The sequence below is a fragment of the Micromonospora sp. NPDC002575 genome, assembly GCF_042889525.1.
GTDB lineage: Bacteria > Actinomycetota > Actinomycetes > Mycobacteriales > Micromonosporaceae > Micromonospora > Micromonospora carbonacea.
On record NZ_JBIARA010000013.1, the window covers coordinates 21,800 to 44,869 of the forward strand.

The window sequence follows — 23,070 nt, forward strand, 5'->3', positions numbered from 1 at the left end:
GCCGGCGTCAGCGCCGCAGCACGGTGACCGCGTCGGCGCCGCCGACCAGGTCCAGGTCCAGCCGGTCGGCGGCGGTCTCCCAGCCCGGGGTCGTGATGACCGCGCCGCCGGCCACGCCGACGCGGCGCTCGGCGTGCACGGTGACCGAGCCGGCGCCGCGGACGGCCCGCACCCGCACCGGACGCAGGTCCGGCACGGAGACCGTGAGCTGGTTGACCCCGGCGGTCAGCCGCACGGCCAGGCTGCCGTCCCCGGCGGGCAGCCGCAGCTCCGTGCGGTCGGTGCCCCCGGCCAGGTCCACGCCGAGCAGCCGGCCGGCGCGCAGGTCGAGCAGCTGGGTGCTCGCGCCGCCGCCCATCACCAGCCGCCAGGCCACCCGCGAGGTGAGCCGGATCTGCACCGCCCCGGGCCCGGCACGGCCGGTGGGCGTCAGGTGCAGCGCCACCTGCTCGGCGGTGCGCACCGGCCGCGGGACGCTGTCGCCGTCGGCCGGGGTGCTGATCCGGTAGAGGTCCGCGCCGAGGTCGACGATGCGCAGGTCGACGGCGGTGGTGCCGGTGACCAGCTCGAACGCGGCCCGCGACCGCCCGCCCAGGGGCGCGGTGACCGTGTGGGGGGCGGGGCCGCCGGCCGCCGGGCCGTCGCCGCCGGCCGCCGGAGCCGGCGCGGTCCCGGCCGCGCGCAGGCCGGGCGGCCCCGAGGCGAGGGCGAGCCCGCCGGCGGCGAGCAGGGCCAGGATCACCCCGGCGAGGACGAGGCCGACGACGGGCCGACGACGGGGGGCCGCCCGGCGGTCGGGCTCGACGTCGATCACCGGACCGGCGAAGAAGCCCGACCCGCCGTACGCGTCGGCCCGGTGCGCGGCGCCGACGTGGGGATCGGGCTCCACGACGACCCCGGTGACGACACGCGGCCGGCGGCCGTCGACGTCGGACGGTGCGGGACACGTCTCGGGTGCGGACATGCGCGGACCTCTCTCCCCGGTGGACGACACCGGGGAGTACGGATCCGGGGCCGGGATCGATCGACGCCCGGCGCGGCGTGCCGATCTCCGACGCCGGACGGGCACGCCGCCGCCGGCGTACCGGCGGCGGCGTGGCGCGGGTCGGGTCGGGTCAGTAGCGCGACCACTTCTGGTTGGCCGCGCCCGTGCAGTCCCAGAGCTGGAGCTTGCCGCCGTTGGCCGGGTTCTGGTCGCGGACGTCGACGCAGCGGTTGGCGCTGAGGTTGACCAGGTCGCCGCTGCCGTTGAGGGTGAACCGCTGGACCGGGTTGCCGTTGCAGGTGACGAGGTTGACCTCGGTGCCGTTCGCGGTGCCGGCCCAGGCCGGGTCCATGCACTTGCCCATCGCCCGCACGGTGCCGTCGGAGGCGAACGTCCACGCCTGGGCGGCGGTGGTGTTGCAGTCCCAGATCTGCAGCTTGGCCCCGTCGACGGGGTCGGCGTTGGGGATGTCGATGCACCGGCCGCTCTGCGCGCCGCGCAGCCGGGTGGTGCCGGTCGGCGGGTTGCCGCCGGAGGTGTACCCGGACACCCGGACGTAGTCGACCAGCATCTGCTGCGGGAACTGCGTGGTGGCGTCGGGGTAGCCCGGCCAGTTGCCGCCGACCGCCACGTTGAGGAGCATGAAGAACGGGTGGTCGAACACCCAGCGGTTGCCGCCGAGCCGGCCGGGGTCGACGCGGTGGTACTCGACGCCGTCGAGGTACCAGACGATCGAGTTGGGCTCCCAGTCGACCCGGTAGGTGTGGAAGGCGTCGGCCAGCGGCGCGCCGATGGTGCGGCTGTTGGTGATGCCGCCGCCACCGGAGTAGCCCGGCCCGTGGATGGTGCCGTACACGGTGTTCGGCTCGCGGCCGATGTTCTCCATGATGTCGATCTCGCCCGCGTTCGGCCAGCCGACGCTGCCCATGTCGTTGCCGAGCATCCAGAACGCCGGCCAGATGCCCTGGCCCCGGGGGATCTTGATCCGCGCCTCGAACCGGCCGTACGCCTGGGTGAACGTGGCGGCGGTCAGCAGCCGAGCGGAGGTGTACTCGCACCGGCCGTAGTGGCACTGGTAGTTGGCCGGGTTCTCCTTGCGGGCGGTGATGACCAGGTTGCCCTGGCCGTCGTGCACGGCGTTGCTCGTGCTGTTGGTGTAGTACTGCCGCTCGTTGTTGCCCCAGCCGCCGCCGCCGATGTCGAACCGCCACCGGCTCTGGTCGACGGGTGTGCCGGCCGGCGCGTTGAACTCGTCCTGCCAGGTGATCGGGCCGATGGCTGCCGCGGCGGGCTCGGCATGGCCGGGCAGGACGAGGGCCACGGTGGAGGCGACGAGCGCGGCGGCGGCGAGGGCGAGCGCTCGGGGGACGGGTCGGAGTCTGGTCACGTGGTCTCCTCGGTGGACGGTCCGGACGCCACGCCGGGTGGGCGTGGCGGTCGGCGGCGACGTGCGGAGAGCGCTCTCAAGCGAAGTCTGTCGATGCAATTCCTTTCTGTCAAGACTCTTTCCAGTGCTGGAGGGCTGCGAGAGGACCCCGTGCCTGCGCCCCACGGCAGACCGGCGGCCGGCGAAACCCGTAGAGTCTCGCCGTGATTGAGATCGGCGCGCGGATCGACCTGCCCCACCCCACCGACCGGGTCTGGCGCGCGTTGACGGACCCGGCGCTGCTGGCCCGCTGGTACACCGAGGTCGAGCCCGCCGCCGGCCGGCCGGGCCGGCTGCTGCTCTACACGGCGGGGCTGCCCGGCTTCGACGCCGCCGTCGACGCGGAGGTGACCGAGCGGCGGGAGCCGGACGCGATCGCCCTGCGCTGCCAGGAGGCCGGCCGGCGCACCCTGCTGAGCTGCGCCGTCAGCCCCACGCCCGAGGGCTGCCGGCTGACGGTGCGCGAGACCCTCGAACACGGCGCCTGGCCCGTCGAGCAGCGCGTGCGCCGCGAGCAGTTCTACCAGCAGACGCTCACCGGCCGGCTGCCCGCCATCCTCGACTGGCTGGCCTTCCAGCAGGTCGACCTGCTCCGCGACCAGGGCCCGCCGACGGCCGAGATGCCGGTCGTCGAGACGCCCGGCGGCGCGGCGTCGCCGCGGCGACGCCGACGTGCCGCGCTGGTCGCGGCGCTCGGCGGTGGCGTCCTGGCCACCGGCCTGACGGCCTGGGTGCTGCTGCCGCCGGGCCCCGACCGTGCCGCCGCCCCGCAACCGGCGACCGTCCCGCCGGTCGCGACCACCGCCGCCAGCGGCACGCCCCGGGCCACCCCGACCGCGCGGCCCACCCCCAGCGCCACCCGCAGCAGCGCCCGCCCGAGCCGGTCCGCCCCGCCCACGCCGTCGCCGACGCCCACCCCCGCCCCGGCGACGCAGGCGCCCCTGACCGCCCGGTACGAGACCGTGGCGACCCGGATCTTCGGCTACACCGGCGAGGTGGTGGTCGACAACGCGGCCGGCGCGGCGGCCCGCGACTGGACGGTGGTGCTCACCCTGCCCTCGGGCAGCACGATCGGCGACGTCGAGGGCGGCGAATGGCGGCAGGACGGCCGGTCCGTCACGATCACCGGGCCGGCGGTGCCGGCGGGCGGATCGCAGTCCGTCCGGTTCGACGTCCGCGACGCCGACCCGTTCGTCAAGGCGCCCGAGGCGTGCGCCGTGGCGGACACCCCGTGCGCCGGCCTGTGAGGGCCGCCGGGGCGGGTCACCGGAAGGGCCGGCCCCGGCCCAGGGCGTCGGCGTACCCCCAGCGGCCCCGGATGTCGAGCAGCTCGATCTGGCCCATCTCCTCCGGCACCCCGGCGTCGACCGCCAGGTGGTCGTCGTGGGGTTCGAGGCCGAGCAGGGCGCGCAGCAGCAACAGCGGCGCCCCGGCGGAGGGCGCGTACGGGCTGTCGGTGAAGTGGTGCGGCACGGGGACGCGGGTGACGGCCCGGTCGTAGCCGGCGAAGTACGGGGGCAGCGCGCCCTGGAAGTGCTGACCCGCCTCCAGCAGCGCCAGCGCGATCCGGGCGGCCTCCTGCCGGAAGCCGTAGCGGCGCAGCCCCCAGACGATGAGGGAGTTGTCCGCCGGCCAGATCGCTCCGGTGTGGTGGCCCAGCGGGTTGAACTGCCCCTCGGTGCTGGCCAGGGTCCGCACCCCCCAGCCGGAGAACAGGGCCGGCCCGAGCAGGTGGCCGACCAGGCGCTCGGCGCGTTCGGGCGCGACGATGCCGCTCCACAGCAGGTGCCCGACGTTGGACGCCAGGGCGTCGACCCGCTGGCCGTCGGACTGCAACGCCAGCGCGTAGCAGCCCCGCTCGGGCAGCCAGAAGTCCCGGTCGAAGCGCTCCCGCAGCGCCGCGGCGGCGCGTTCGAGCCGGTCGGCGTAGGCCGGGTCGTCCCAGAACAGCCGGGCCATCCGGGCCGCCCGCAGCCGGGCGTCGTAGGCGTACCCCTGGATCTCGCAGATCGCCTGGGGGAACGTGGCGAGCCGGCCGTCGCGGAAGCAGATGCTCTGCACCGAGCTACGCCAGCTCTCGTTGACCGGCCCGGTCCGGCGCTGCCGGCGGGTGGACCAGACGTAGCCGTCGCCGACCGGGTCGGCGTAGTCGTCGAGCCAGGCGATCGCCGCGCGGACCTCGAACTCGTAGCGGCGGACCAGCTCGGCGTCGCCGGTCCAGCGTTCGTACTCGTCGAGCAGGATGACGAACAGCGGGGTGGTGTCGGCGGCGGAGAAGTCGGCGGCGTCGGGGGTGTCGGCGAAGGCGGCCGACTCGCCGTACCGGCTCTCCTGGAGAATCCGGCCCGGCTGCTCGCCGCGGAACGGGTCGATCCGGGCGCCCTGGCTCAGCGCCAGGATCCGCAGGGTGCTGACGGCCCGGTGCGGCAGGAACGGCAGCGCCTGGAGACTGCTGACCAGGCTTTCCCGGCCGAGGAGGGTCATCGACCAGGGCAGGCCGGTGGCGGGCAGCCGGTCGAGGAAGTTGAGGCCCTGGTAGTAGAGGGCGGCGAGGTCCCGCACGCCGCGCCGGTACGCCTCGGACAGCGGCCCGTGGTCGGCGCGCAGCCCGGGCACCGCGGCGACGATGCCGTCGATCTCCCGGCCGGCCTCGGCCCGGGATCGGTGGGTGGAGCTGCGCAGCCGTTCCCGCAGGTCCCGCCGGTGCAGGTCACGCACGAGGGTCAGCACGCGCAGCCGGACCGTCCAGGTCTCGTGCGGGTCGAGGGAGACGGTGAAGGTGAATCCGCGCCCGTCGACGCGCGCCGGCTCGCTGGCGCAGACGGCCGTCTCCCGGTGCAGGGTGCCCCGCCGGTAGTGCAGCCGCAGCGAGCTGTCGTCGATCGTGGTGGTCACCTCGCGGGGCCGGCGCACCCCGTCGCGGATCTCCTGCACCTCCGCGAAGTCCGCCCCGACGTCGAGCCGGACGGTGTACCGCGCGGGCTCCGCCCCGTAGTTGAACAGGGTGACCTCCTCCTCGAATGCCTCCCCCAGCCAGCGGTGCCGCAGGACGGACGTGGTGGCGTTGACGTAGTGCGTGGGCTGGCCCGGCGCCAGGGCGAACTTCGACTCGAAGGAGCGCACGTCGTCGATCGACAACTCGGTCAGGCGCTCCGAGTCGACGCTCAGACGCCAGGTCGACAGGAAGCGGGTGTCGAAGAAGAAGAGGCCGAGCGGGGTGGCCGGTTCGGTCTCCACGTCGCCGCTGCGGGTGCTGATCATGAACATGTTGCCGTAGAAGATGCCGGTCGTGTCCTGCCGTCCGATGCCGTCGCGCTCGGCGCTGGGCGAGATCCCGGCGGCCGGCTCGGAGGCGGTGCTGTCGGCGGGGGCCGGCAGCAGCCGGCGGAACACCAGGAACAGCGACAGGTCGCCCTCGACCGACACGACGCCGCGGAAGAGCATCGCCACGATGTGGTCGACGCCGGCGACCAGTCGTTCGAGCGTCTCGGGTCGCGTCTCCACGACGCAGTCCGGGTCGTGGCCGTGGCGGTCCACCCGGGCCCGGCCGTCGGCGAGGGTCACGAACCAGGTGCTGGGCGGCGCGTCGTCGGCGACGAGGCGGAAGGCGATGAGCCCGGTGGGGGTGGCGGGCAGCCGGCCCCGGGCGGCCTCCGGGAGACCGGCGAAGAACTGGTCGAGTCGCGCGCTCAGGGGGACGCCCCTGTCACCGCGCACCCCGCGCACCCCCTTCCGCTACCACCCAGGAAACGGATGTAATGGCACGAAGGCCACAGTACGCTATGGCGATCCCCGACGGCCGCGCTTCACCGCGACGGCCCACACCCCCTTCCGGGAGGGCCAGATGACCGACCGACACACCGCCGCCGGGATGCGCTACCGGACCTACGGGCGAGGCCGGCGCGACACGTTCCTGCTGGTGCACGGCTGGTGCTGTGACCACCGGTTCATGGAGCCGATCGCCCGGCACCTGGCCGGCCGCCCCGCCCGGGTGATCGCGGTCGACATGCCCGGGCACGGGCAGAGCCCGCCACCGCCCGAGGGCTACGGCGTGGAGCAGCTCGCCGCCCGGCTCCGGGCCCTGGCCGTCGAGCTCGACCTGCGGCGGGTCGTCGTGATCGGGCACAGCCTGGGCGGGGTCTGGTCGCTCGCCGCCGCCGCCGGTGACCGGGACCGCTTCACCGGCCTGGCCATGCTCGACTCGGCCGTGGCCGGGCCGCCAGGCGCCGCCGAAGCGATCGAGGAGGTCGCCCGGTCGCTGCGCGACGACACCACCGGCGCGGTCCGGGAGTCGATCGTCCGGTCCTACTTCCTGCCGCAGTCCGACCCCCGGCTGGTGGAGTGGGTGGTGAACGCCACGGCCCAGCCCTCCACCGAGGTCGCGTACGCGCCGATCGCCGCCCTGGCCGAATACATCGACGAGGGCGGCGACGAGGCGGCGCTGGCCCGCTGGGATCGTCCGCTGCTCTTCGTCGGCAGCAACGCGCCGTTCGCCGACTACGCCCGGCTCGCCCGGCTGGCCCCGCAGGCGCACATCGGCCAGGCCGCCGGCTCCGGGCACTTCGTCCAGCTCGAGGTGCCCGACCAGGTCAACGCGATGATCGACCGGCACCTGGAGATCACCGGCTGAGCACGCGCGGCACGCCGGAGGCCGACGGGCGGGCCGGCCGGTGGCGGGCGTCGGTCATGCTCGAAGGGTGATTCGCTTTCTGCTGAACGTGTTGTGGCTCGTCTTCGGCGGCGGGATCGTGCTGGCCGTCGGATACGGGGTCGCGGCGCTGATCTGCTTCGTGCTGGTCGTCACGATCCCGTTCGGCGTCGCGTCGCTGCGCCTGGCCAGCTACTCCCTGTGGCCGTTCGGCCGCACGGTGGTGCCCAAGCCGGGCGCGGGGGTCGGCTCCGGGCTGGCCAACGTGCTGTGGGTGGTGCTCGCGGGCTGGTGGCTGGCCCTGTCCCACATCGTCGCCGGCGTCGCCCTCTGCGTCACGATCATCGGCATCCCGTTCGGGATCGCCAACTTCAAGCTCGTCCCCGCCGCGTTCTGGCCCCTGGGGCGGGAGGTCGTCGACGCGCCGTAGCCGCCGGCTGTCGGTGCCGGCCGGTACGTTCCCCGGCATGGCCAACCTCTCGTACCTCTTCGTCACCGACCACGACGGCATCTGCCCCGCCTGGGCGGGCGTCCCCAACGTCGCGGAGCAGGTCCTCGCCGAGGACGTGGCGGCCGTGCCGCTGCTGTGGCTGGCCATGTTCCGGCCGGCTGACCTGGTGACGGCCACGTTCCCGTCCGACGACGAGGACGAGGGCGACGTGGCGGTCACCGCCCCGATCGCGCCCCGCCGGCGGGCCCTCGACCAGCTCGACGCCGCGCTGCCGGCCCTGACCCGGATCTTCGCCGCGGAGGGGCCGCTGCACGAGCACGCCGCGCTGCTGCGCGCCGGCGTGGCGGCCATGCCGGGCCGGTTCGTCACCGTCGATCCCTACGAGATCGCCGTGCTGGTCGACGAGCGGGAGTTCTACGACACCCTGCGCGCCGGGCTGGCCGCCCTGGACCAGCCCGGCGATCCCGCCGCCGCCCGGCGGCACCTGACCGACCTGGCGCAGTTGCGCGCCGGCCGGCCGTTCCCGCCGGCCCGGCTGGTGCTGGACCAGCTCCCCGCCGCCGAGGACGACTGGTGGAACCACGGCCGCCTGCTCGGGGCCGGCGTGCGGGGTCCGGCGCCGTGGGAACGCGACGCCGCCGAGCCGGCGGTTCGGGGATGACCTGCGGCGTCGGGCCCCGGATCAGGGGCGGTAGCGGTAGCCCATGCCCGGCTCGGTGATCAGGTGCCGGGGCCGGGCCGGGTCGTCCTCCAGCTTGCGCCGCAGTTGGGCCATGTACTGGCGTAGGTAGTTGGTCTCGTTCTGGTATTCCGGGCCCCACACGTCGTGCAGCAACTGCCGCTGGCTGACCAGCTTGCCGGGATGGCGCAGCAGCTTGTCGAGCACGGCCCACTGGGTGGGAGTGAGCCGCACCGGCGCGCCGTCGTCGCGGGTGACGGTGCGGTCGACCAGGTCGACCGTGTGCCGCCCCACCCGGGGGGCCGGGGTCGCGCCGTCCGCCGACGGCGCGGCGAGACGGCGGGTGACGGCGCGGATGCGGGCGAGCAGTTCGTCGACGCCGAAGGGTTTGGTGACGTAGTCGTCGGCGCCCGCGTCGAGGGCAGCGACCTTGTCCTCGCTGCCGGCCCGGCCCGACAGCACGATGATCGGCACGCTCGTCCACCCGCGCAGGCCCCGGATCACCTCCACGCCGTCGAGGTCGGGCAGCCCGAGGTCGAGCACCACCAGGTCCGGCGGGTGGGCGGCGGCGGCCTTCAACGCGGCCGTGCCGGTCTCGGCGACCCGCACGTCGTAGCCGCGGGCGCGCAGGTTGATGCGCAGGGCGCGCAGGATCTGGGGTTCGTCGTCGACGACGAGGATGCGGCTCATTCCTGCGGCCCCTCCGGCTCCCGGGTGTCCGGCTCGTGTGGTTCCGCCTCCTGCGGCCCGGGGCGGACCGGCGGACCGGCGGCGGGCAGGCGCAGCACCATGGTCAGCCCTCCGCCGGGGGTGGTCTCGGGGGTGATGGTGCCACCCATGGCCTCGACGAGGCCGCGGGACAGGGCGAGACCGAGGCCCACCCCGGTCTGGTTGTCCCGGTCGCCGAGACGCTGGAACGGCAGGAAGACGTGCTCCCACTGGTCGGCGGGGATGCCGGGGCCGGTGTCGACCACCCGCAGCTCGACCTGGCCGGCGTGGGCGCTGGCGGCGACGGTGGGCGGCCGGCCGGGCGGGCTGTGTCGCAGGGCGTTGGCGACGACGTTGACCAGCACGCGTTCCAGCAGCCCGGGGTCGGCCAGCGCGGCGGGCAGATCCGCGGGGAGGTCGGTGCCGACGTCGGCGGCGGCCGGGCCGAGCTCGTCCAGTGCGCGGGGCACCACGTCCTCGAGCCCGATCGCGGTGGCGGTGACGCCGAGGGCGCCGGCCTGCAACCGGCTCATGTCCAGCAGGTTCGCCACGAGGCGGCCCAGCCGGTCGAGGGACTCGTCGGCGGTGGCGAGCAGCTCCTCGCGGTCGTCGGCGTCGAACTCGACGTCGGGGCTGCGCAGGCTGCTCACCGCCGCCTTCGCCGACGCCAGGGGCGTACGCAGGTCGTGGCTGACCGCGGCGAGCAGCGCGGTGCGCATCCGGTCGGCCTCCGCGAGGGGCCCGGCGGCGGCCGCCGCGACGGCGAGGCGTTCCTGCCGCAGCGCGACGGCGGCCTGGGCGGCGAACGCCTCGACGACGCGCCGGTCGGCGGCCTCCAGCCGCCGGCCGGACAGCACGACGGTGAGCGTGTCGTCGACGGGCACGGCCGTCTCCCCGGCGTCGGGGCTGCCGGCCGGGGCGTCCCCGACGCTGGCCACCACCCGCCAGGCGGCCCGGTCGCGGGCCCGGTCGGGGCGGCCCCGCGCCTCGGCGACCAGCTCCAGCACGCTGACCGCGCGCAGCGCGAACGTCTCCCGCAGCCGGTCGAGCAGGGCCGGCAGCGGGCGCTCGCCGCGCAGCACGCCACCGGCCACGGTGGCCAGGGTCTGCGCGTCGGCGGAGGCCCGGGCGGCCTCCCGGGTGCGCCGGGCGGCCACGTCGACGACCCAGCTCACGGCGACGGCGACGCCGACGAAGACGCCCAGCGCCAGCAGGTTGTCGGCCTCGGCGATGGTCAGCGTGCGGTACGGCGGGGTGAAGAACCAGTTGAGCAGCAGCGATCCGCCGAGGGCGGCGACCAGCGCCGGCCAGAGGCCGCCGACCAGGGCCACGCCCACGACGCCGGCGAGGAACAGCAGGATGTCGTTGGTGAGGGTGAGGTCAGGCAGGGTGCGCAGCGCCAGGGTGAGCGCCGGCATGCCGAGCGCCGCGAGGGCGAAGCCGAGCAGCCTGCGCCGCCGCGACAGGGCGGCCGGCGTGGTGGCGGCCCGCCGGCCACGCCCGGCCTCGGGGTGGGTGACCAGGTGCACGTCGATCGGCCCGGACAGGGCGGTGGTGGTGACGCCGACCCCCCGGGAGAACAGCTGGGCGAAGCGGCCCCGCCGGCTCGCGCCGAGCACGAGCTGGGTGGCGTTGACGCCCCGGGCGAAGTCGAGCAGCGCGGCCGGGACGTCCGCGCCGAGCACCTGGTGGTAGGTGCCGCCGAGGCCCTCGACGAGGACCCGCTGGCGGGCCAGCCGGGCGGGGTCGGCACCGGCCAGCCCGTCGCTGCGGGCGACGTGCACGGCCAGCAGGTCCGCGCCCCGCCCCCGGGCGGCGATCCGGGCGGCGCGGCGGATCAGCGTGTCCCCCTCCGGCCCGCCGGTCAGCGCGACGACGACACGTTCGCGGGCCTCCCAGGTGTCGGAGATGCCCTGCTGGGCGCGGTACGCCCCGAGCTGGTCGTCGACGGTGTCGGCGAGCCAGAGCAGGGCCAGCTCGCGCAGGGCGGTCAGGTTGCCGACCCGGAAGTAGTTGCCGAGGGCGGCGTCGATCCGGTCGGGACCGTAGACGTTGCCGTGGGCCATCCTCCGGCGCAGCGCCTCCGGGGTCATGTCGACGAGTTCGACCTGCTCGGCGGCGCGGACGACGGCGTCGGGGACGGTCTCGCGCTGGGTGGTGCCGGTGATCCGGGCGACGACGTCGTTGAGCGACTCGAGGTGCTGGACGTTGACGGTGGTCAGCACGGTGATGCCGGCGTCGAGCAGCTCCCGCACGTCCTGCCAGCGCTTGTCGTGGCGGGAGCCGGGCACGTTCGTGTGGGCCAGCTCGTCGACGACGGCGACCTCGGGGCGGCGGGCCAGCACGCCGTCGAGGTCCAGCTCGGTGAGCTGCACGCCCCGGTGGTCCAGGACGCGCCGGGGCACCTGTTCGAGGTTGCCGACCATGGCGGCGGTGTGCGGGCGGCCGTGGGTCTCGACCAGCCCGATCACCACGTCGGTGCCGCGCGCGGCCCGCCGTTGGGCCTCTTCGAGCATCGCGTACGTCTTGCCGACGCCGGGCGCGGCCCCGAGGTAGACGCGCAGCTCTCCGGTGGGCACGGCGCTCCTCCTTCCGTGGGTCGACGTGGGTCGGGGCGGGGCGTCGGCGGGCCGGCCGGGGCGGGTCGTCGGTGGTCCGCCCCGGCGAGGGTTCAACGAGCGGGCAGCCGCTGGTCGAGGGCGAGGTTCAGCTCCAGCACGTTAACGCCGGGCTCGCCCAGGAAGCCCAGCACCCGGCCGGTGGTGTGCTCGGCCACCAGCCGCCGCACCGCCGCCGGCTCCGCGCCGCGCTCGCGGGCCACCCGGGCGACCTGCAACTCGGCGTACGCGGGGCTGATGTGCGGGTCGAGGCCGCTGCCGCTGGCGGTGACCGCGTCGGCGGGCACGGCGGGTGCCGCCGGGGCGTCGCCGCGCACCGGGACGATCACCGCGCCAGCGGCGACGTAGTCCTCGCCGGGCCGGGCCAGCTCCACCCCGACGCCCTGCCAGGTGGCCACGAACGGGACGGCGGGGGCGGTCTGGTTGACGCTGACGACGCGGGTGACCGGGCCGGTGAACCCGTCGCGGTGGAACACGCCGAGGACGGCGCCGACCCCGTCGGCGGTGCAGTAGGGCCGCCGCCCGTCCACCCCGTCGAGCGCGCCGACGGCCCGGCTGCGGGCGCAGACCCGGGTGAGCAGGCTCGGCGACGCGTCGGCGGGGTCGGCGGCGAGGGTGTCGACGACACTCTCCGGGCCGAGGTTGCTCGCCCCGGTGGCGGTGGGATCGTAGCCGTCGCCGGCCGCCGAGGGGCGGGACTGGAAGTAGCGCGGCACGGGTTCGCCGTCGGCGTCGGTGAACGCCTGGCCGATCAGCGCGCTGCCGACGGTCCGGCCGGCGGCGGTGACGGGCGAGCCGGCGGCGCGGGTGTCGAGGCCGGGCAGCCGGCCGGCGGCGACCAGGGCGAGCGGGTACGCCACACCGAGCAGGACGGTGAACACGAGCAGGGCGCGCAGGGCCGCCAGGTGCGGGGCCAGCCAGGTGGGTGGGCGCATCACGAGACTCCGGGGACGAGCTGGACGAACAGGTCGATGAGCTTGATGCCGACGAACGGCACGGCGATGCCGCCGAGGCCGTAGACCAGCAGGTTGCGGCGCAGCAGCGTCGCCGCGGCCGACGGCCGGTACGGCACGCCGCGCAGGGCCAGCGGGATGAGGGCGACGATGACGATCGCGTTGAAGACGACGGCCGAGAGGATCGCGGACTCCGGGCTGGCCAGCCGCATGACGTTCAGCGTGTCCAGGCCCGGGTGGACGCCGGCGAACATGGCCGGGACGATCGCGAAGTACTTCGCGATGTCGTTGGCGATGGAGAAGGTGGTCAGGGCGCCCCGGGTGATGAGGAGCTGCTTGCCGATCTCGACGATCTCGATGAGCTTGGTCGGGTCGGAGTCGAGGTCGACCATGTTGCCGGCCTCCTTCGCCGCCGACGTGCCCGTGTTCATGGCGACCCCGACGTCGGCCTGGGCGAGGGCGGGGGCGTCGTTGGTGCCGTCGCCGGTCATCGCGACCAGCCGGCCGCCCGCCTGCTCCCGCCTGATCAGGTGGAGCTTGTCCTCCGGCGTGGCCTCGGCGAGGAAGTCGTCGACACCGGCCTCGTCGGCGATCGCCCTCGCGGTGCGCGGGTTGTCGCCCGTGACCATGACGGTGCGGATGCCCATCCGACGCAGCTCGGCGAAGCGTTCCCGCAGGCCCGGCTTGACCACGTCCCTGAGGTGGATCACGCCGAGCGCCCGCGCCGGTTCGCCTCGGACGTGCTCGGCGACCACGAGCGGGGTGCCGCCGAGCCCGCTGATCTCGTCGACCACCTGGCCGACCTCGTCGCCGGGGTGGCCGCCGTGCGCGCGGACCCACGCCGTCACGGCCGCCGCCGCGCCCTTGCGGACCCGCCGGACGGGGCCGGTGGCGTCGCCGGCCGGGGCGAGGTCGACGCCGCTCATCCGGGTCTGCGCGGTGAACGGCACGAACGTGGCGTGCGGCACGAGGCCCGGCTCCCGCTCCCGCAGCCCGAAGTCGTTCCTGGCGAGGACGACCACGGAGCGGCCCTCGGGGGTCTCGTCGGCGAGGCTGGACAGCTGGGCCGCGTCGGCCAGCTCTGCGGCGGTGACCCCGTCGACGGGCAGGAACTCGGCCGCCCGCCGGTTGCCGAGGGTGATGGTGCCGGTCTTGTCCAGCAGCAGGGTGTTCACGTCACCGGCGGCCTCGACGGCACGGCCGCTCATGGCCAGCACGTTGCGCTGCACCAGGCGGTCCATTCCGGCGATGCCGATCGCCGAGAGCAACGCGCCGATGGTGGTGGGGATGAGGCAGACCAGCAACGACACCAGGACCACGCCGCTGACCCCGGCGTCGGTGATCGCGCCGGTGTCGGGGGCGGCGGCCTGGTACCGCTTGGCGAAGACGGCGAGCGGCTGGAGCGTCACCACGGCGAGCAGGAAGACGAGGGTGAGCGCGGCGAGCAGGATGTTGAGCGCGATCTCGTTCGGCGTCTTCTGCCGGTTCGCGCCCTCGACCAGGGCGATCATCCGGTCGACGAAGCTCTCCCCCGGCCGCTGGGTGATCCGTACGACGATCCGGTCGGAGAGCACCCGGGTGCCACCGGTGACGGCGCTGCGGTCGCCGCCGGACTCCCGGATGACGGGGGCGGACTCGCCGGTGATGGCCGACTCGTCGACGCTGGCGATGCCCTCGACGACGTCGCCGTCGCCGGGGATGGTTCCGCCGGCGGCGACGAGCACGACGTCGCCCTGCCGCAGTTCGGTGGCGGGCACCGCCTCGTCCCGGTAGGCGGCGGCGGGCGCGCCCGGGGTCCAGCCGACCAGCCGGGTGGCGATGGTGTCCTGCCGGGCCCGACGCAGGGTGGCGGCCTGGGCTCTGCCGCGTCCCTCGGCGACCGCCTCGGCGAGGTTGGCGAAGACGACGGTGAGCCAGAGCCAGCCGGTGATGACCCAGGCGAACACCGACGGGTCGGCCGCGGCGAGGACCGTGGTGAAGGCCGCGCCGACCGCCACGATCAGCATCACCGGGTTGCGCCAGAGGGTGCGCGGGTCGAGCTTGCGCAACGCCTCCGGCAGGGCGGCCACGAGCTGCCCCGGGTCGCGCAGGCCACCGCCGGACGGGTCGACCCGGCTGGCGCAGGGGCCGACGGCCGGGGTCTCGGCGGTGGCCGGCGTGGACGTGGTCATGTCCTTCTCTCCCATGGTGGTCACAGCCCCTCGGCCAGGGGGCCGAGCGCGAGCGCGGGCAGGAAGGTCAGCGCGACCAGGAGCACCGTCACGCCGACGACCATCCCGACGAAGAGCGGCCGGTGGGTCGGCAGGGTTCCCCCGGTGGCGGGGGTGGGCGCCTGGCGGGCCAGGGAGCCGGCCAGGGCGAGCACGAAGATGATCGGCAGGAACCGGCCCAGGAGCATGCACAGGCCCAGGGCGGTGTTCCACCACGGGGTGCCGACGGTGAGGCCGGCGAACGCGGAGCCGTTGTTGTTGCTCGCCGAGGTGACCGCGTACAGCACCTCGGACAGGCCGTGCGGGCCGGCGTTGAGGGCCGTGGCGTTGTTGCCGGTGGCGAACGCCGCCGCCGTGCAGGTCAGCACCAGCGCCGGGGTGACCAGGAAGCACAGCGACGCAAGCTTGATCTCCCGCGCGCCGATCCGCTTACCCACGTACTCCGGGGTCCGGCCCACCATCAGGCCGGCGACGAAGACGGTGATCACCGCGAGGACCAGCATGCCGTACAGGCCGGAGCCGACCCCGCCGGGCGCCACCTCGCCGAGCATCATGTTGGCCAGCGGCAGCATCCCCCCGAGGGCGGTGTACGAGTCGTGGGACGAGTTCACCGCGCCGGTGGAGGTGAGGGTCGTCGCGGCGGCGAAGGTCGCCGAGCCCGACACTCCGAAGCGCATCTCCTTGCCCTCCAGCGCCGCGCCGACCGCCTGCGGCACCGTGCCGTGGCCGGCGAGTTCGAAGGCGTTGGTCAGGGCGACGCTCGCCGCCGCCAGGATCGCCATGACCGCGGCGATCGCGTGGCCCTGCCGGTGCTGGCCGACCATCCGGCCGAACACCCGGGGCAGGCTGAACGGGATCACCAGGATGAGGAAGACCTGCAGCCAGTTCGTCCAGGCGGTCGGGTTCTCGAACGGGTGGGCGCTGTTGGCGTTGAAGAAGCCGCCGCCGTTGGTGCCCAGCTCCTTGATCGCCTCCTGGCTGGCCACGGGCCCACCGGTGAGCGTCTGGGTCCCGCCGGTGAGCGTGGTGACGTCGGTGCCGGCGGACAGGTTCTGCACCACGCCGCCGAGCATCAGCGCGAGCGCCCCGAGCACCGCCACGGGAAGCAGGACCCGCAGCGTGATCCGGGTCAGGTCGACCCAGAAGTTGCCCAGCTCGCCGGTGCGGGCGCGGGCGAACCCGCGGACCAGGGCGACCGCGACGGCGATGCCGGCGGCGGCGGAGACGAAGTTCTGCACCGCCAGTCCGGCCATCTGCACGAGGTGGCCCATGGTCGACTCACCCGAGTACCACTGCCAGTTCGTGTTGGTCACGAACGACACCGCGGTGTTCCACGCCCCGTGCGGCGGCACCGGGGGGAAACCGAGGGACAGCCACAGGTGGTTCTGCAGGCGCTGCAACGCGTACAGGCCCAGGACCGACACCGCGGAGAAGGCCAGCACCGCGCGGGCGTACACGCCCCAGCTCTGCCCGGCGGCCGGGTCGACGCCGACCAGCCGGTAGACGATCCGCTCCACCCGGGAGTGCCGGGTGCCCGCCACCACGCGGTACAGGTGGTCGCCGAAGGGCCGGTAGGCGGCGGTCAGGGCGACCACGAGGGAGAACGCGAACAGCGCGCCGGCTGTCGTCGTGGTCATCAGAACCGTTCCGGGTGCAGCAGGGCGATCACCAGGAACACGCCCAGGCCGATCGCCAGCAGCAGGCCGACGGCATCGACGGCGCTCACAGCCTCTCCACGCCCCTCACCACGAGGGCGAGCGCCGCGAACAGCGCCGCCGTCACCAGCACGTACACCAGGTCGGACACGGTCGGTTCCTCCTACCGGACACGGTCGTCGCGACCGGGGCCGGTCGCCGGGCCATCACAACCCGCCGCGCGGCCCGGGGACAGGGGCCATAACGCGACCGTGACGGCGACGGGCCGTTTCTTGACGCCGTTTTCACGCGGACCGGTCGCGGCCGTGAGCGCGGTCACCCGCCCGGCCCGGTACCCGTGGTCACCTGCCCCCGGCCGGTCGGCGACCCGTCAGCCGGCGGTGAGCGCCCGGTGCAGGCGGCGCGCCTCGGTCACCACCCGGCTCGTCCCGCCGCGCCCGGCCACCTCGGCCAGCCCCGGCACCTCGCCGCGCGCCCCGGTGGCCGTGGCCGTCTCGGCGGCCAGGGTCAGCAGGTCGGGCAGGCCCCGGGGCGGGGTCGTCGCGGCGAGCATCGGCGGCAGCGCCGCGGCGAGCAGCCGCCACACGCTCAGTGGCGCGCCCGCGCCGGCCGCGTCGCGCAGCGGCTCGACGGCCCGGGTCAGCTTCACCAGGTTGCCGGCGGCCAGGTCGCCCAGCCGCGCGCCCACCCCGGCGGCGTCGAGCCGGCCGGTGGCGGCCAGGCCGAGCAGGGCGTCCAGCGTGGCGACCCGGTCGACGCCGTGGCGCGCGCCGAGCCCGTAGGCCAGCGCCACGTCCACGGCGGGCCCGCCGGCGCCGCCGCACTCGGCGAGCAGGGGCAGCGCCAGTGCGCCGTCGCGTCGGTCCTGGTCGGCGGCGGCGGTCACCTGCGGCAGCACGTACGCGGCGACGACGCCGAGGTGGTGCGGCAGCACCGACGGCCACATCCGCGCCCAGGTGGCGTGGTCCGTCTCCATCGGCGGCGGGTCGACCGTGAGCAGCCCGTACGGGTCGGGGTAGCCGGCCGGCGGGCGCAGCTCGACCGCGATCCGCCGGGGCGGGAGCTGGTCGTGCGCCCAGTCGTGGCCGACCTTGCGGGGGCGGCGGGCCAACGGGACGACCCGGGCGACCGGGTCGGGCAGCCCGCCGGCGCGCAGCCAGGCCGCGAGCCGGTCCCCGGCCGGGGTGCGCAGCGCCTCCGCCTTGCCGGCGAGGGCGTCGTCGACGCCGGCGGGCAGCCGCAGCAGCGCCTGGGTGAGGTCCCAGCGCCAGGGCTGCCGCTCGCCGAGCGCCGTGAGCCGTTCCAGCAGGGCCAGCGGGTCGAGCGCGCCGTTGGCCGAGGTGGGGGCGGCGAGCAGGCCGGGGTGGCCGGGCTCGCCGAGGTGGTGGCCGACCTCGGCCAGGCGGGCGCGCAGCAGGGCGTGCGGCACCGGCACCCGGGGGTCGGTGACGGTCAGCTCGCGCGGCGACCCCACCGGGCCGGTGCGCCGCACGGAGGCGAGCAGCGCGGCCCACCGGCCGCGCTGCGGGGCGGCCGGGCGGGGTTCGCCGGCGGTCTCCAGCAGGTCGCTGACGAGGCCGCACAGGCAGCACGGGTCCCAGGTGTGTTCGCTGGCCCAGGCCCAGTGCCGGCGGGCGAGGACCGGGTCGAGCGCGGCGCGCAGCCGCGGGCCGTCGGTCGGGGCGAGGCGGACCAGCCCGTCGAGGATCCGGTCGAAGGGCTCGCCGCGGTGTTCGGCGCCGACGAGCGCGGCGACCTCCTCGGTGAGCTCGTCGAGGTCGGTGATCGGGGCCGGGGCGGGCGCGGGCGGGCCGGGGTGGGGCAGGTCGTCGCCGCGCGCGACGGCGATCGCCGGGCCGGCGTCGCTGGTGGCCGGTGCGGCGCCGGCCGGGACGTGCTCGTCGGCCGTCGGGGCGGGGCCGTGCCGGGCCGCCAGGGCCGCCGCGCGGTCGCGGATGTCGACGGCGGGGTGCCCGGCCGCCACGGCGATCACCTCGGCGATCTGGGCCGCCCGGTCCGGGTGCCGGCGGGCGAGCCGGTCGAGCCAGGTGAGCTGGCCGCGCACCAGCGCCTTGTCGGGGCGCAGCAGGACCTCGCGGGAGGCGGCGAGCACGGCCTCCGGCTCCGGGTCGGGCAGGGCCCGCAGGGCCTTCTGCGCCATGACGGCGACGGGGGCCGGGGCGTCGGAGAGCAGGCGCAGGTAGTCGGTGGCGCGGGCGGCGATCTCCTGCGTGCCGGGCTGGAGCTGGTCGAGCAGGACGGTGAACGCGCGCAGCGCGGCCGGGCGGTCGCCGCGCAGCAGCCGGCCGAGCGCGCCGTCGAGCAGGGCGGCCCGGTCGACGACGCCCTCGGCGGCGAGCTGCGCGAGCGCGGTGGGCAGGACGTGCCGGCGCCGGCTCTCCCAGTTGGTGTGCACCTCGTCGAACATCATGGGCGCGCCGAGCCCGTCGATCTCGAACAGCCGGGGCAGCAGCGCGGGCAGCAGCGGGTCGGCGCGCAGCCGGTCGACCAGCGGCACGGGCGCGCCGTGCCGCTGGCGGTCGGGAATGGCCAGCGACTGCACCCACAGCTCGACGAAGCGCTCCCCGGTCGGCGGCGCGGCGTCGGCGGGCAGCAGCGCGGCGACGAACCTCCAGTGCCCGAGCCAGGCGTCGCGGGCCAGCTTGTCGGCCATCCGGCGGGCCAGCTCGGGCAGCCAGTCGATGCCCCGCTCGGCGGCGGCGACGCGGACGAGCCGGGCCGCCCGGTCGCCGTCGACGGTGACGGAGCGGCGGGTGAGGATCGCGGCGGCCTGGGCGGCCGTGGGCAGGCAGCCGACCACGGCGACGGCCAGGGCGGTGCCCCTGCCGCTGCCCCAGAAGGTGGACCGGCGCGTCTTGAACCACTCGGTCAGCTCGCCGCCGACGGCCCGGCGGCGCTGCTCGGGCAGCCCGGTCAGAGCGGCGGCGACGAGGTCGGCCGAGCCGGCGTCGACGAGGTCGAACAGGTCGCTGCTGCCGCCGGCCGCCAGCTCCCACCGACGCCGGACCGTGGACTTCACACCGCCTCCCGCACGCCGACGCCGACCATCCGGGTGGCCAGCGCGTGCTTGCACGGCCCGCGCTGGCCGCGGTGCTTGGCCCACCAGGGGCAGGTGCAGGTGTACGCGTCGTCGGCGAGCCGCCGCACCCGGTAGACCTGGTCGCCGCTGCGGACGGTGGCCCCGGCGTCGTCCGCGTCGACGGCGCCGTGCTCGATCAGCGCCCGCGCGCCCACCAGGCGGGGGTTGTCGCGTTCGGCCCGGCCGGCGTCGTAGGGCATGACGCGGTGGAAGTACGCCGCCTCGGCGACGTCGTAGCCGACGCGGCCGGCGGTGCCGAGCTGGGCGAGGGCGCCCCGCACCCGGGCGGCGTCGAGGCCGGCGGCGCTCGCCAGGGCGTCCACGTCGATCGTCGGGTCCCAGGCCAGCAGCGCCGAGACAAGCTCGGCGTCGTCGGTGACGTCGTCGCCGGCCAGGGCGGCCAGCGCGGCGCCCTCGCCGGAGAAGCCCCGGTAGGGCTCGGGCGACAGGGTCAGCGACAGCCGCAGCGCCCCCGTGTCCAGCTCCCAGGTGCTGGGCAGCGCCCCGACGCCGGGCGCGACGGTCGGACCGTAGACGGTCAGGGTGCGGGCGTGGCGCAGCAGGCCGCGCAGGGCGGCGAGCCGGCCCGCGCCGGCCAGGCAGACCGCGCCGGCCACGGGCCGGGAGGTCAGCCGCAGGCTCCGCCCGGCGGGCACGGCCCAGAGCACCGACCGGTCCCCGGCGGTGGGCAGCCGGCGCAGGAACGTCGCCGCCTCGGCCGCCGGGAGCTGGGCGCGCGGCTCGAACCCGGCGGCGAGCACCTGCACCTCGGCGAAGCCGCGCAGCCACCGCTGCGGCAGGGGCACCTTCTTCTCCACGACCGCGCCGTCCATCGTCTCCACGGTGAGGTCGTCGGGGCCGACGGACAGGCGCAGCGGGTCGAGGCCGCCGACGCGCGACAGCGCCTCGCGCAGCGGGTTGTTGACGTCCACGTTGGTGGTGCCGTGTTCCAGCACGTCGCCGTCGAGCCCCTCGGGCAGGGCGTCCAGGCGGGCGTAGACGCCGCAGCAGCCGGAGAACGACTCGAAGCGCAGCCGGTCGCGGCTGCCGGTGACCACCGGGTCGAGGCTGGCCGGGCTCACCGGCCGGAAGTAGCGGGTGCGGGCGACCTCGGCGACGGCGAGCAGCCCGACGGCGGCGGCCTGCGGCGTGGTGAGGAAGCCGCTGAAGAAGCGGGGGTTCGGCGCGGGCCCGCCGCTGGTGGACAGGGCGAGGCCGGACCGGCCCAGGGCGGAGGATCCGAGATACCTGTACGTCTGTTGGGCGCTCACGGGCCCGGACGGTACAAGATCCCCCCGACACCGCGCCCGCGGCGGCCTGGCGGGCCGCGGCGTCACCAGGGGTGCAGGGTGCCGTCCTCCAGCCGGTTGACCGGCAGGTACGCCGGGGAGTACGGGTAGCGGGCCGCGGCCTCCTCGTCGATGTCCACCCCGAGCCCGGGCGTCTCGGCGGGGTGCAGGTAGCCGTCGGCGAAGTGGTAGCCGTGCGGGAAGACCGCGTCGGTCTCCTCGGTGTGCCGCATGTACTCCTGGAGGCCGAAGTTCGGGATCGCGATGTCCAGGTGCAGCGCGGCGGCCAGGCAGACGGGCGACAGGTCGGTGGCGCCGTGCGAGCCGCTGCGCACGTGGTGCAGCGCGGCGTAGTCGAAGATGCGCCGCAGGTGGGTGATGCCGCCGGCCCGGACGACGGTGGTGCGGACGTAGTCGATGAGCTGCTCGCGGATCAGCGTGGTGGCGTCCCAGACGGAGTTGAAAACCTCGCCGGTGGCGATCGGCGTGGTGGTGTGCTGCCGGATGAGCCGGAAGCCCTCCTGGAACTCGGCGGGGACCGGGTCCTCCAGCCAGGTCAGCGCGTACGGCTCCAGGCTGCGGCCGAGCCGGGCCGCCTCGATGGGGGTGAGCCGGTGGTGCACGTCGTGCAGCAGCCGCAGGGTCGGGCCGAACTCCTCGCGGACCCGGGCGAACACGCCGGGGGTGTGGGCCAGGTAGCGGGCCGTCGACCAGACCGTCTCGGTGGGCAGCGCCGCGTCGGCCGGCTCGTAGAACATCTTGTCGGCGCTCACGCCGTACGTCTTGGCCAGGCCCGGCACGCCGCACTGCACCCGCACCGCCCGGTAGCCGAGGTCGACGAAGCGGGCCACCTCGGCCAGCACCTCGTCCACGGTCTCGCCGTTGGCGTGGCCGTAGACGGTGACGCCCTCGCGGGACCGGCCGCCGAGCAGCTGGTAGACCGGCAGGCCGGCGACCTTGCCCTTGATGTCCCACAGCGCCGTGTCCACGGCCGCGACGGCGCTCATGGTGACCGGGCCGCGCCGCCAGTACGCCCCCTGGTAGAGGTACTGCCAGGTGTCCTCGATCCGGGCCGGGTCACGCCCGATCAGCAGCGGCACGACGTGCTCGCGCAGGTACGCCTCGACGGCCAGCTCGCGGCCGTTGAGGGTGGCGTCGCCGATCCCGGTGACGCCCTCGTCGGTGACGATCTTCAGGGTGACGAAGTTGCGGCCCGGGCAGGTGACGATGACCCGGGCGTCGACGATCCTCACGCAGTCTCCTCCGTCGTCTCGCTGGCGGGGCCGGTGGCGTCGCCCGGCGCGGCGAGCACCCCGGCGAGCCACGCGAGCTGCCGGCGGACCTGCGCCGCCTCCCCTCCCTCGTGGCCGTTGAACGGGTAGACGTGCATCACGCGCTGCGGCGGCTCCGGCCGGCCGTTGGCGACGCCGTACTGGTTGTGGGCGGCGAACACGGTGCTCGGCGGGCACACCGTGTCGCGCAGGCCGACGCCGAAGTGCGCGGGCGCGACCGCCCGGCGGGCGAAGGTGACGCCGTCGACGTAGGACAGGGTGCGCCGCACCGCGTCCTCGGCCGTCCGGTCGGCGGCGAGGTAGCGGGCGATCTCGCCGTACGGCTCGGCGTCGGTGATCTCGATGGCCCGCTGCACGTGGCACAGGAACGGCGCGGTGCTGATCAGGGCCGCCAGGTCGCCGACGAGGCCCGCCACCGCGAGGGCGATCCCCCCGCCCTGGCTGTTGCCGGCGACGACGACCCGGCCGGGGTCGACGCCCGGCAGCGCGCGGGCCGCCTGCACGGCCCGCACGGCGTCGGTGATCAGCCGCCGGTAGTAGTAGTCCTCGGGCGCGAGGATGCCCCAGGTCACCGGCCAGGGGCCGCCCGGGGCGCCGGCGCGCGGGTCGGGGGTGTCGCCGGCCGCGTAGTGGCCGGACTGGCCCCGGGCGTCCATCAGCAGGTGCGCGTAACCGGCCACCGGCCAGGTGAGGCGCTCGTGCGGCAGGCCCCGGCCGCGCCCGTAGCCGACGTACTCCACGACGGCGGGCAGGGGCCCGTCGGCCCCGGCGGGACGGGTGTACCAGGCCCGCACCGGGTCACCGCCGTAGCCGGCGAACGTGACGTCCCAGGTGTCGACCAGCCGCAGGTGGGTCGGCTCGGGCCGGACCTCGACGAGCACGGGGTGCTCGGCCGCCGCCGCGAGGGTGGCCCGCCAGAACGCGTCGAAGTCGGCGGGCTCGGCCACGGCGGGGGCGTACTGCCAAAGCTGGTCGAGGGGCAGGTCGAACTGGGGCATGGAACCTCTCCGAAATTTTCGAGGACTGTACCACGCGCGATGCCCGGGTACGATGACC

General features: G+C 75.7%; 17 protein-coding genes. 4 read left to right on the plus strand and 13 right to left on the minus strand.

The genetic code is table 11. The annotated features are described in order from the left end of the window. Window positions 1-7: 7 nt before the first annotated feature. Both ACFYWL_RS19850 and ACFYWL_RS19855 read right to left on the minus strand, forming a co-directional pair. Window positions 8-964 (minus strand): hypothetical protein, encoded by a 957-nt coding sequence (locus ACFYWL_RS19850; protein WP_386974696.1) that lies wholly within the window; start codon window positions 962-964, stop codon window positions 8-10. 151 nt (window positions 965-1,115) lie between these two features. Then, complete coding sequence (locus ACFYWL_RS19855; RefSeq protein WP_386974698.1) at window positions 1,116-2,372, minus strand: family 16 glycosylhydrolase; 1,257 nt, start codon at window positions 2,370-2,372, stop codon at window positions 1,116-1,118. Window positions 2,373-2,575: 203 nt separating this feature from the next. On the opposite strand from ACFYWL_RS19855, the gene ACFYWL_RS19860 reads away from it, so the two are divergent. Next, a complete protein-coding gene (locus tag ACFYWL_RS19860; RefSeq protein ID WP_386974700.1) occupies window positions 2,576-3,658 on the plus strand; it encodes an SRPBCC family protein in 1,083 nt (360 codons plus the stop codon). A 16-nt stretch (window positions 3,659-3,674) separates the two neighbouring features. On the opposite strand, the gene ACFYWL_RS19865 is transcribed toward ACFYWL_RS19860, so the two are convergent. Further along, the gene (locus ACFYWL_RS19865) at window positions 3,675-6,128 is read right to left on the minus strand and encodes a glycogen debranching N-terminal domain-containing protein (protein ID WP_386974702.1); all 2,454 of its coding nucleotides are present in this window, start codon (window positions 6,126-6,128) and stop codon (window positions 3,675-3,677) included. Window positions 6,129-6,255: 127 nt separating this feature from the next. Between ACFYWL_RS19865 and ACFYWL_RS19870 the strand changes: the two genes are divergently transcribed. The 3 genes from ACFYWL_RS19870 to ACFYWL_RS19880 all read left to right on the plus strand — a co-directional run bounded on the left by ACFYWL_RS19870 (window position 6,256) and on the right by ACFYWL_RS19880 (window position 8,171). Beyond that, window positions 6,256-7,041 carry an alpha/beta fold hydrolase gene (locus ACFYWL_RS19870; RefSeq protein ID WP_386974704.1) on the plus strand — a complete coding sequence of 262 codons (786 nt, stop codon included), beginning with the start codon at window positions 6,256-6,258 and terminating at the stop codon, window positions 7,039-7,041. A gap of 67 nt (window positions 7,042-7,108) precedes the next feature. Next, window positions 7,109-7,489, plus strand: a complete 381-nt coding sequence (locus ACFYWL_RS19875) for a YccF domain-containing protein (RefSeq protein ID WP_386974706.1) — start codon at window positions 7,109-7,111, stop codon at window positions 7,487-7,489. 37 nt (window positions 7,490-7,526) lie between these two features. Continuing rightward, on the plus strand, window positions 7,527-8,171 hold the full coding sequence (locus ACFYWL_RS19880; protein WP_386974708.1) for a hypothetical protein: 645 nt from the start codon (window positions 7,527-7,529) through the stop codon (window positions 8,169-8,171). A gap of 21 nt (window positions 8,172-8,192) precedes the next feature. Here the strand turns inward: ACFYWL_RS19880 and ACFYWL_RS19885 are convergent, their stop codons facing one another. From ACFYWL_RS19885 to ACFYWL_RS19930, 10 genes are all read right to left on the minus strand, one after another. Continuing rightward, window positions 8,193-8,879 carry a response regulator gene (locus ACFYWL_RS19885; protein ID WP_043963474.1) on the minus strand — a complete coding sequence of 229 codons (687 nt, stop codon included), beginning with the start codon at window positions 8,877-8,879 and terminating at the stop codon, window positions 8,193-8,195. After that, entirely contained in the window at window positions 8,876-11,476 is a 2,601-nt protein-coding gene (locus ACFYWL_RS19890; protein WP_386974711.1) for a DUF4118 domain-containing protein, read from the minus strand. Before ACFYWL_RS19890 ends, ACFYWL_RS19885 begins: the two co-directional genes overlap by 4 nt. A 92-nt stretch (window positions 11,477-11,568) precedes the next feature. Next, window positions 11,569-12,450 carry a potassium-transporting ATPase subunit C gene (locus tag ACFYWL_RS19895; RefSeq protein WP_386974713.1) on the minus strand — a complete coding sequence of 294 codons (882 nt, stop codon included), beginning with the start codon at window positions 12,448-12,450 and terminating at the stop codon, window positions 11,569-11,571. Beyond that, window positions 12,450-14,639, minus strand: a complete 2,190-nt coding sequence (gene kdpB / locus ACFYWL_RS19900) for a potassium-transporting ATPase subunit KdpB (RefSeq protein WP_386974715.1) — start codon at window positions 14,637-14,639, stop codon at window positions 12,450-12,452. Before kdpB ends, ACFYWL_RS19895 begins: the two co-directional genes overlap by 1 nt. Before the next feature lie 20 nt (window positions 14,640-14,659). Beyond that, window positions 14,660-16,315, minus strand: coding sequence for a potassium-transporting ATPase subunit KdpA (gene kdpA, locus ACFYWL_RS19905; RefSeq protein WP_386974717.1), 1,656 nt, complete (start codon window positions 16,313-16,315; stop codon window positions 14,660-14,662). Continuing rightward, entirely contained in the window at window positions 16,315-16,404 is a 90-nt protein-coding gene (kdpF, locus tag ACFYWL_RS19910) for a K(+)-transporting ATPase subunit F (RefSeq protein WP_386974719.1), read from the minus strand. Before kdpF ends, kdpA begins: the two co-directional genes overlap by 1 nt. Before the next feature lie 299 nt (window positions 16,405-16,703). Further along, window positions 16,704-19,373, minus strand: coding sequence for a DUF6493 family protein (locus ACFYWL_RS19915; RefSeq protein ID WP_386974721.1), 2,670 nt, complete (start codon window positions 19,371-19,373; stop codon window positions 16,704-16,706). Continuing rightward, window positions 19,370-20,704, minus strand: a complete 1,335-nt coding sequence (locus tag ACFYWL_RS19920; RefSeq protein ID WP_386974723.1) for an SWIM zinc finger family protein — start codon at window positions 20,702-20,704, stop codon at window positions 19,370-19,372. The genes ACFYWL_RS19915 and ACFYWL_RS19920 overlap by 4 nt, the downstream gene beginning before the upstream one ends. A gap of 62 nt (window positions 20,705-20,766) precedes the next feature. Continuing rightward, on the minus strand, window positions 20,767-21,975 hold the full coding sequence (gene manD / locus ACFYWL_RS19925; protein WP_386974725.1) for a D-mannonate dehydratase ManD: 1,209 nt from the start codon (window positions 21,973-21,975) through the stop codon (window positions 20,767-20,769). Next, a complete protein-coding gene (locus ACFYWL_RS19930) occupies window positions 21,972-23,012 on the minus strand; it encodes an acetylxylan esterase (protein WP_386974727.1) in 1,041 nt (346 codons plus the stop codon). Before ACFYWL_RS19930 ends, manD begins: the two co-directional genes overlap by 4 nt. Window positions 23,013-23,070 lie beyond the last annotated feature (58 nt).

What these genes read in the sequence shown, in the direction of transcription:
- ACFYWL_RS19850 (WP_386974696.1), bottom strand. Translation starts at nt 964, where the DNA reads ATGTCCGCACCCGAGACGTGTCCCGCACCGTCCGACGTCGACGGCCGC.
- ACFYWL_RS19870 (WP_386974704.1), top strand. Translation starts at nt 6,256, where the DNA reads ATGACCGACCGACACACCGCCGCCGGGATGCGCTACCGGACCTACGGG.
- ACFYWL_RS19880 (WP_386974708.1), top strand. Translation starts at nt 7,527, where the DNA reads ATGGCCAACCTCTCGTACCTCTTCGTCACCGACCACGACGGCATCTGC.
- ACFYWL_RS19885 (WP_043963474.1), bottom strand. Translation starts at nt 8,879, where the DNA reads ATGAGCCGCATCCTCGTCGTCGACGACGAACCCCAGATCCTGCGCGCC.
- ACFYWL_RS19895 (WP_386974713.1), bottom strand. Translation starts at nt 12,450, where the DNA reads ATGCGCCCACCCACCTGGCTGGCCCCGCACCTGGCGGCCCTGCGCGCC.
- kdpB (WP_386974715.1), bottom strand. Translation starts at nt 14,639, where the DNA reads ATGACCACGTCCACGCCGGCCACCGCCGAGACCCCGGCCGTCGGCCCC.
- kdpA (WP_386974717.1), bottom strand. Translation starts at nt 16,315, where the DNA reads ATGACCACGACGACAGCCGGCGCGCTGTTCGCGTTCTCCCTCGTGGTC.
- ACFYWL_RS19930 (WP_386974727.1), bottom strand. Translation starts at nt 23,012, where the DNA reads ATGCCCCAGTTCGACCTGCCCCTCGACCAGCTTTGGCAGTACGCCCCC.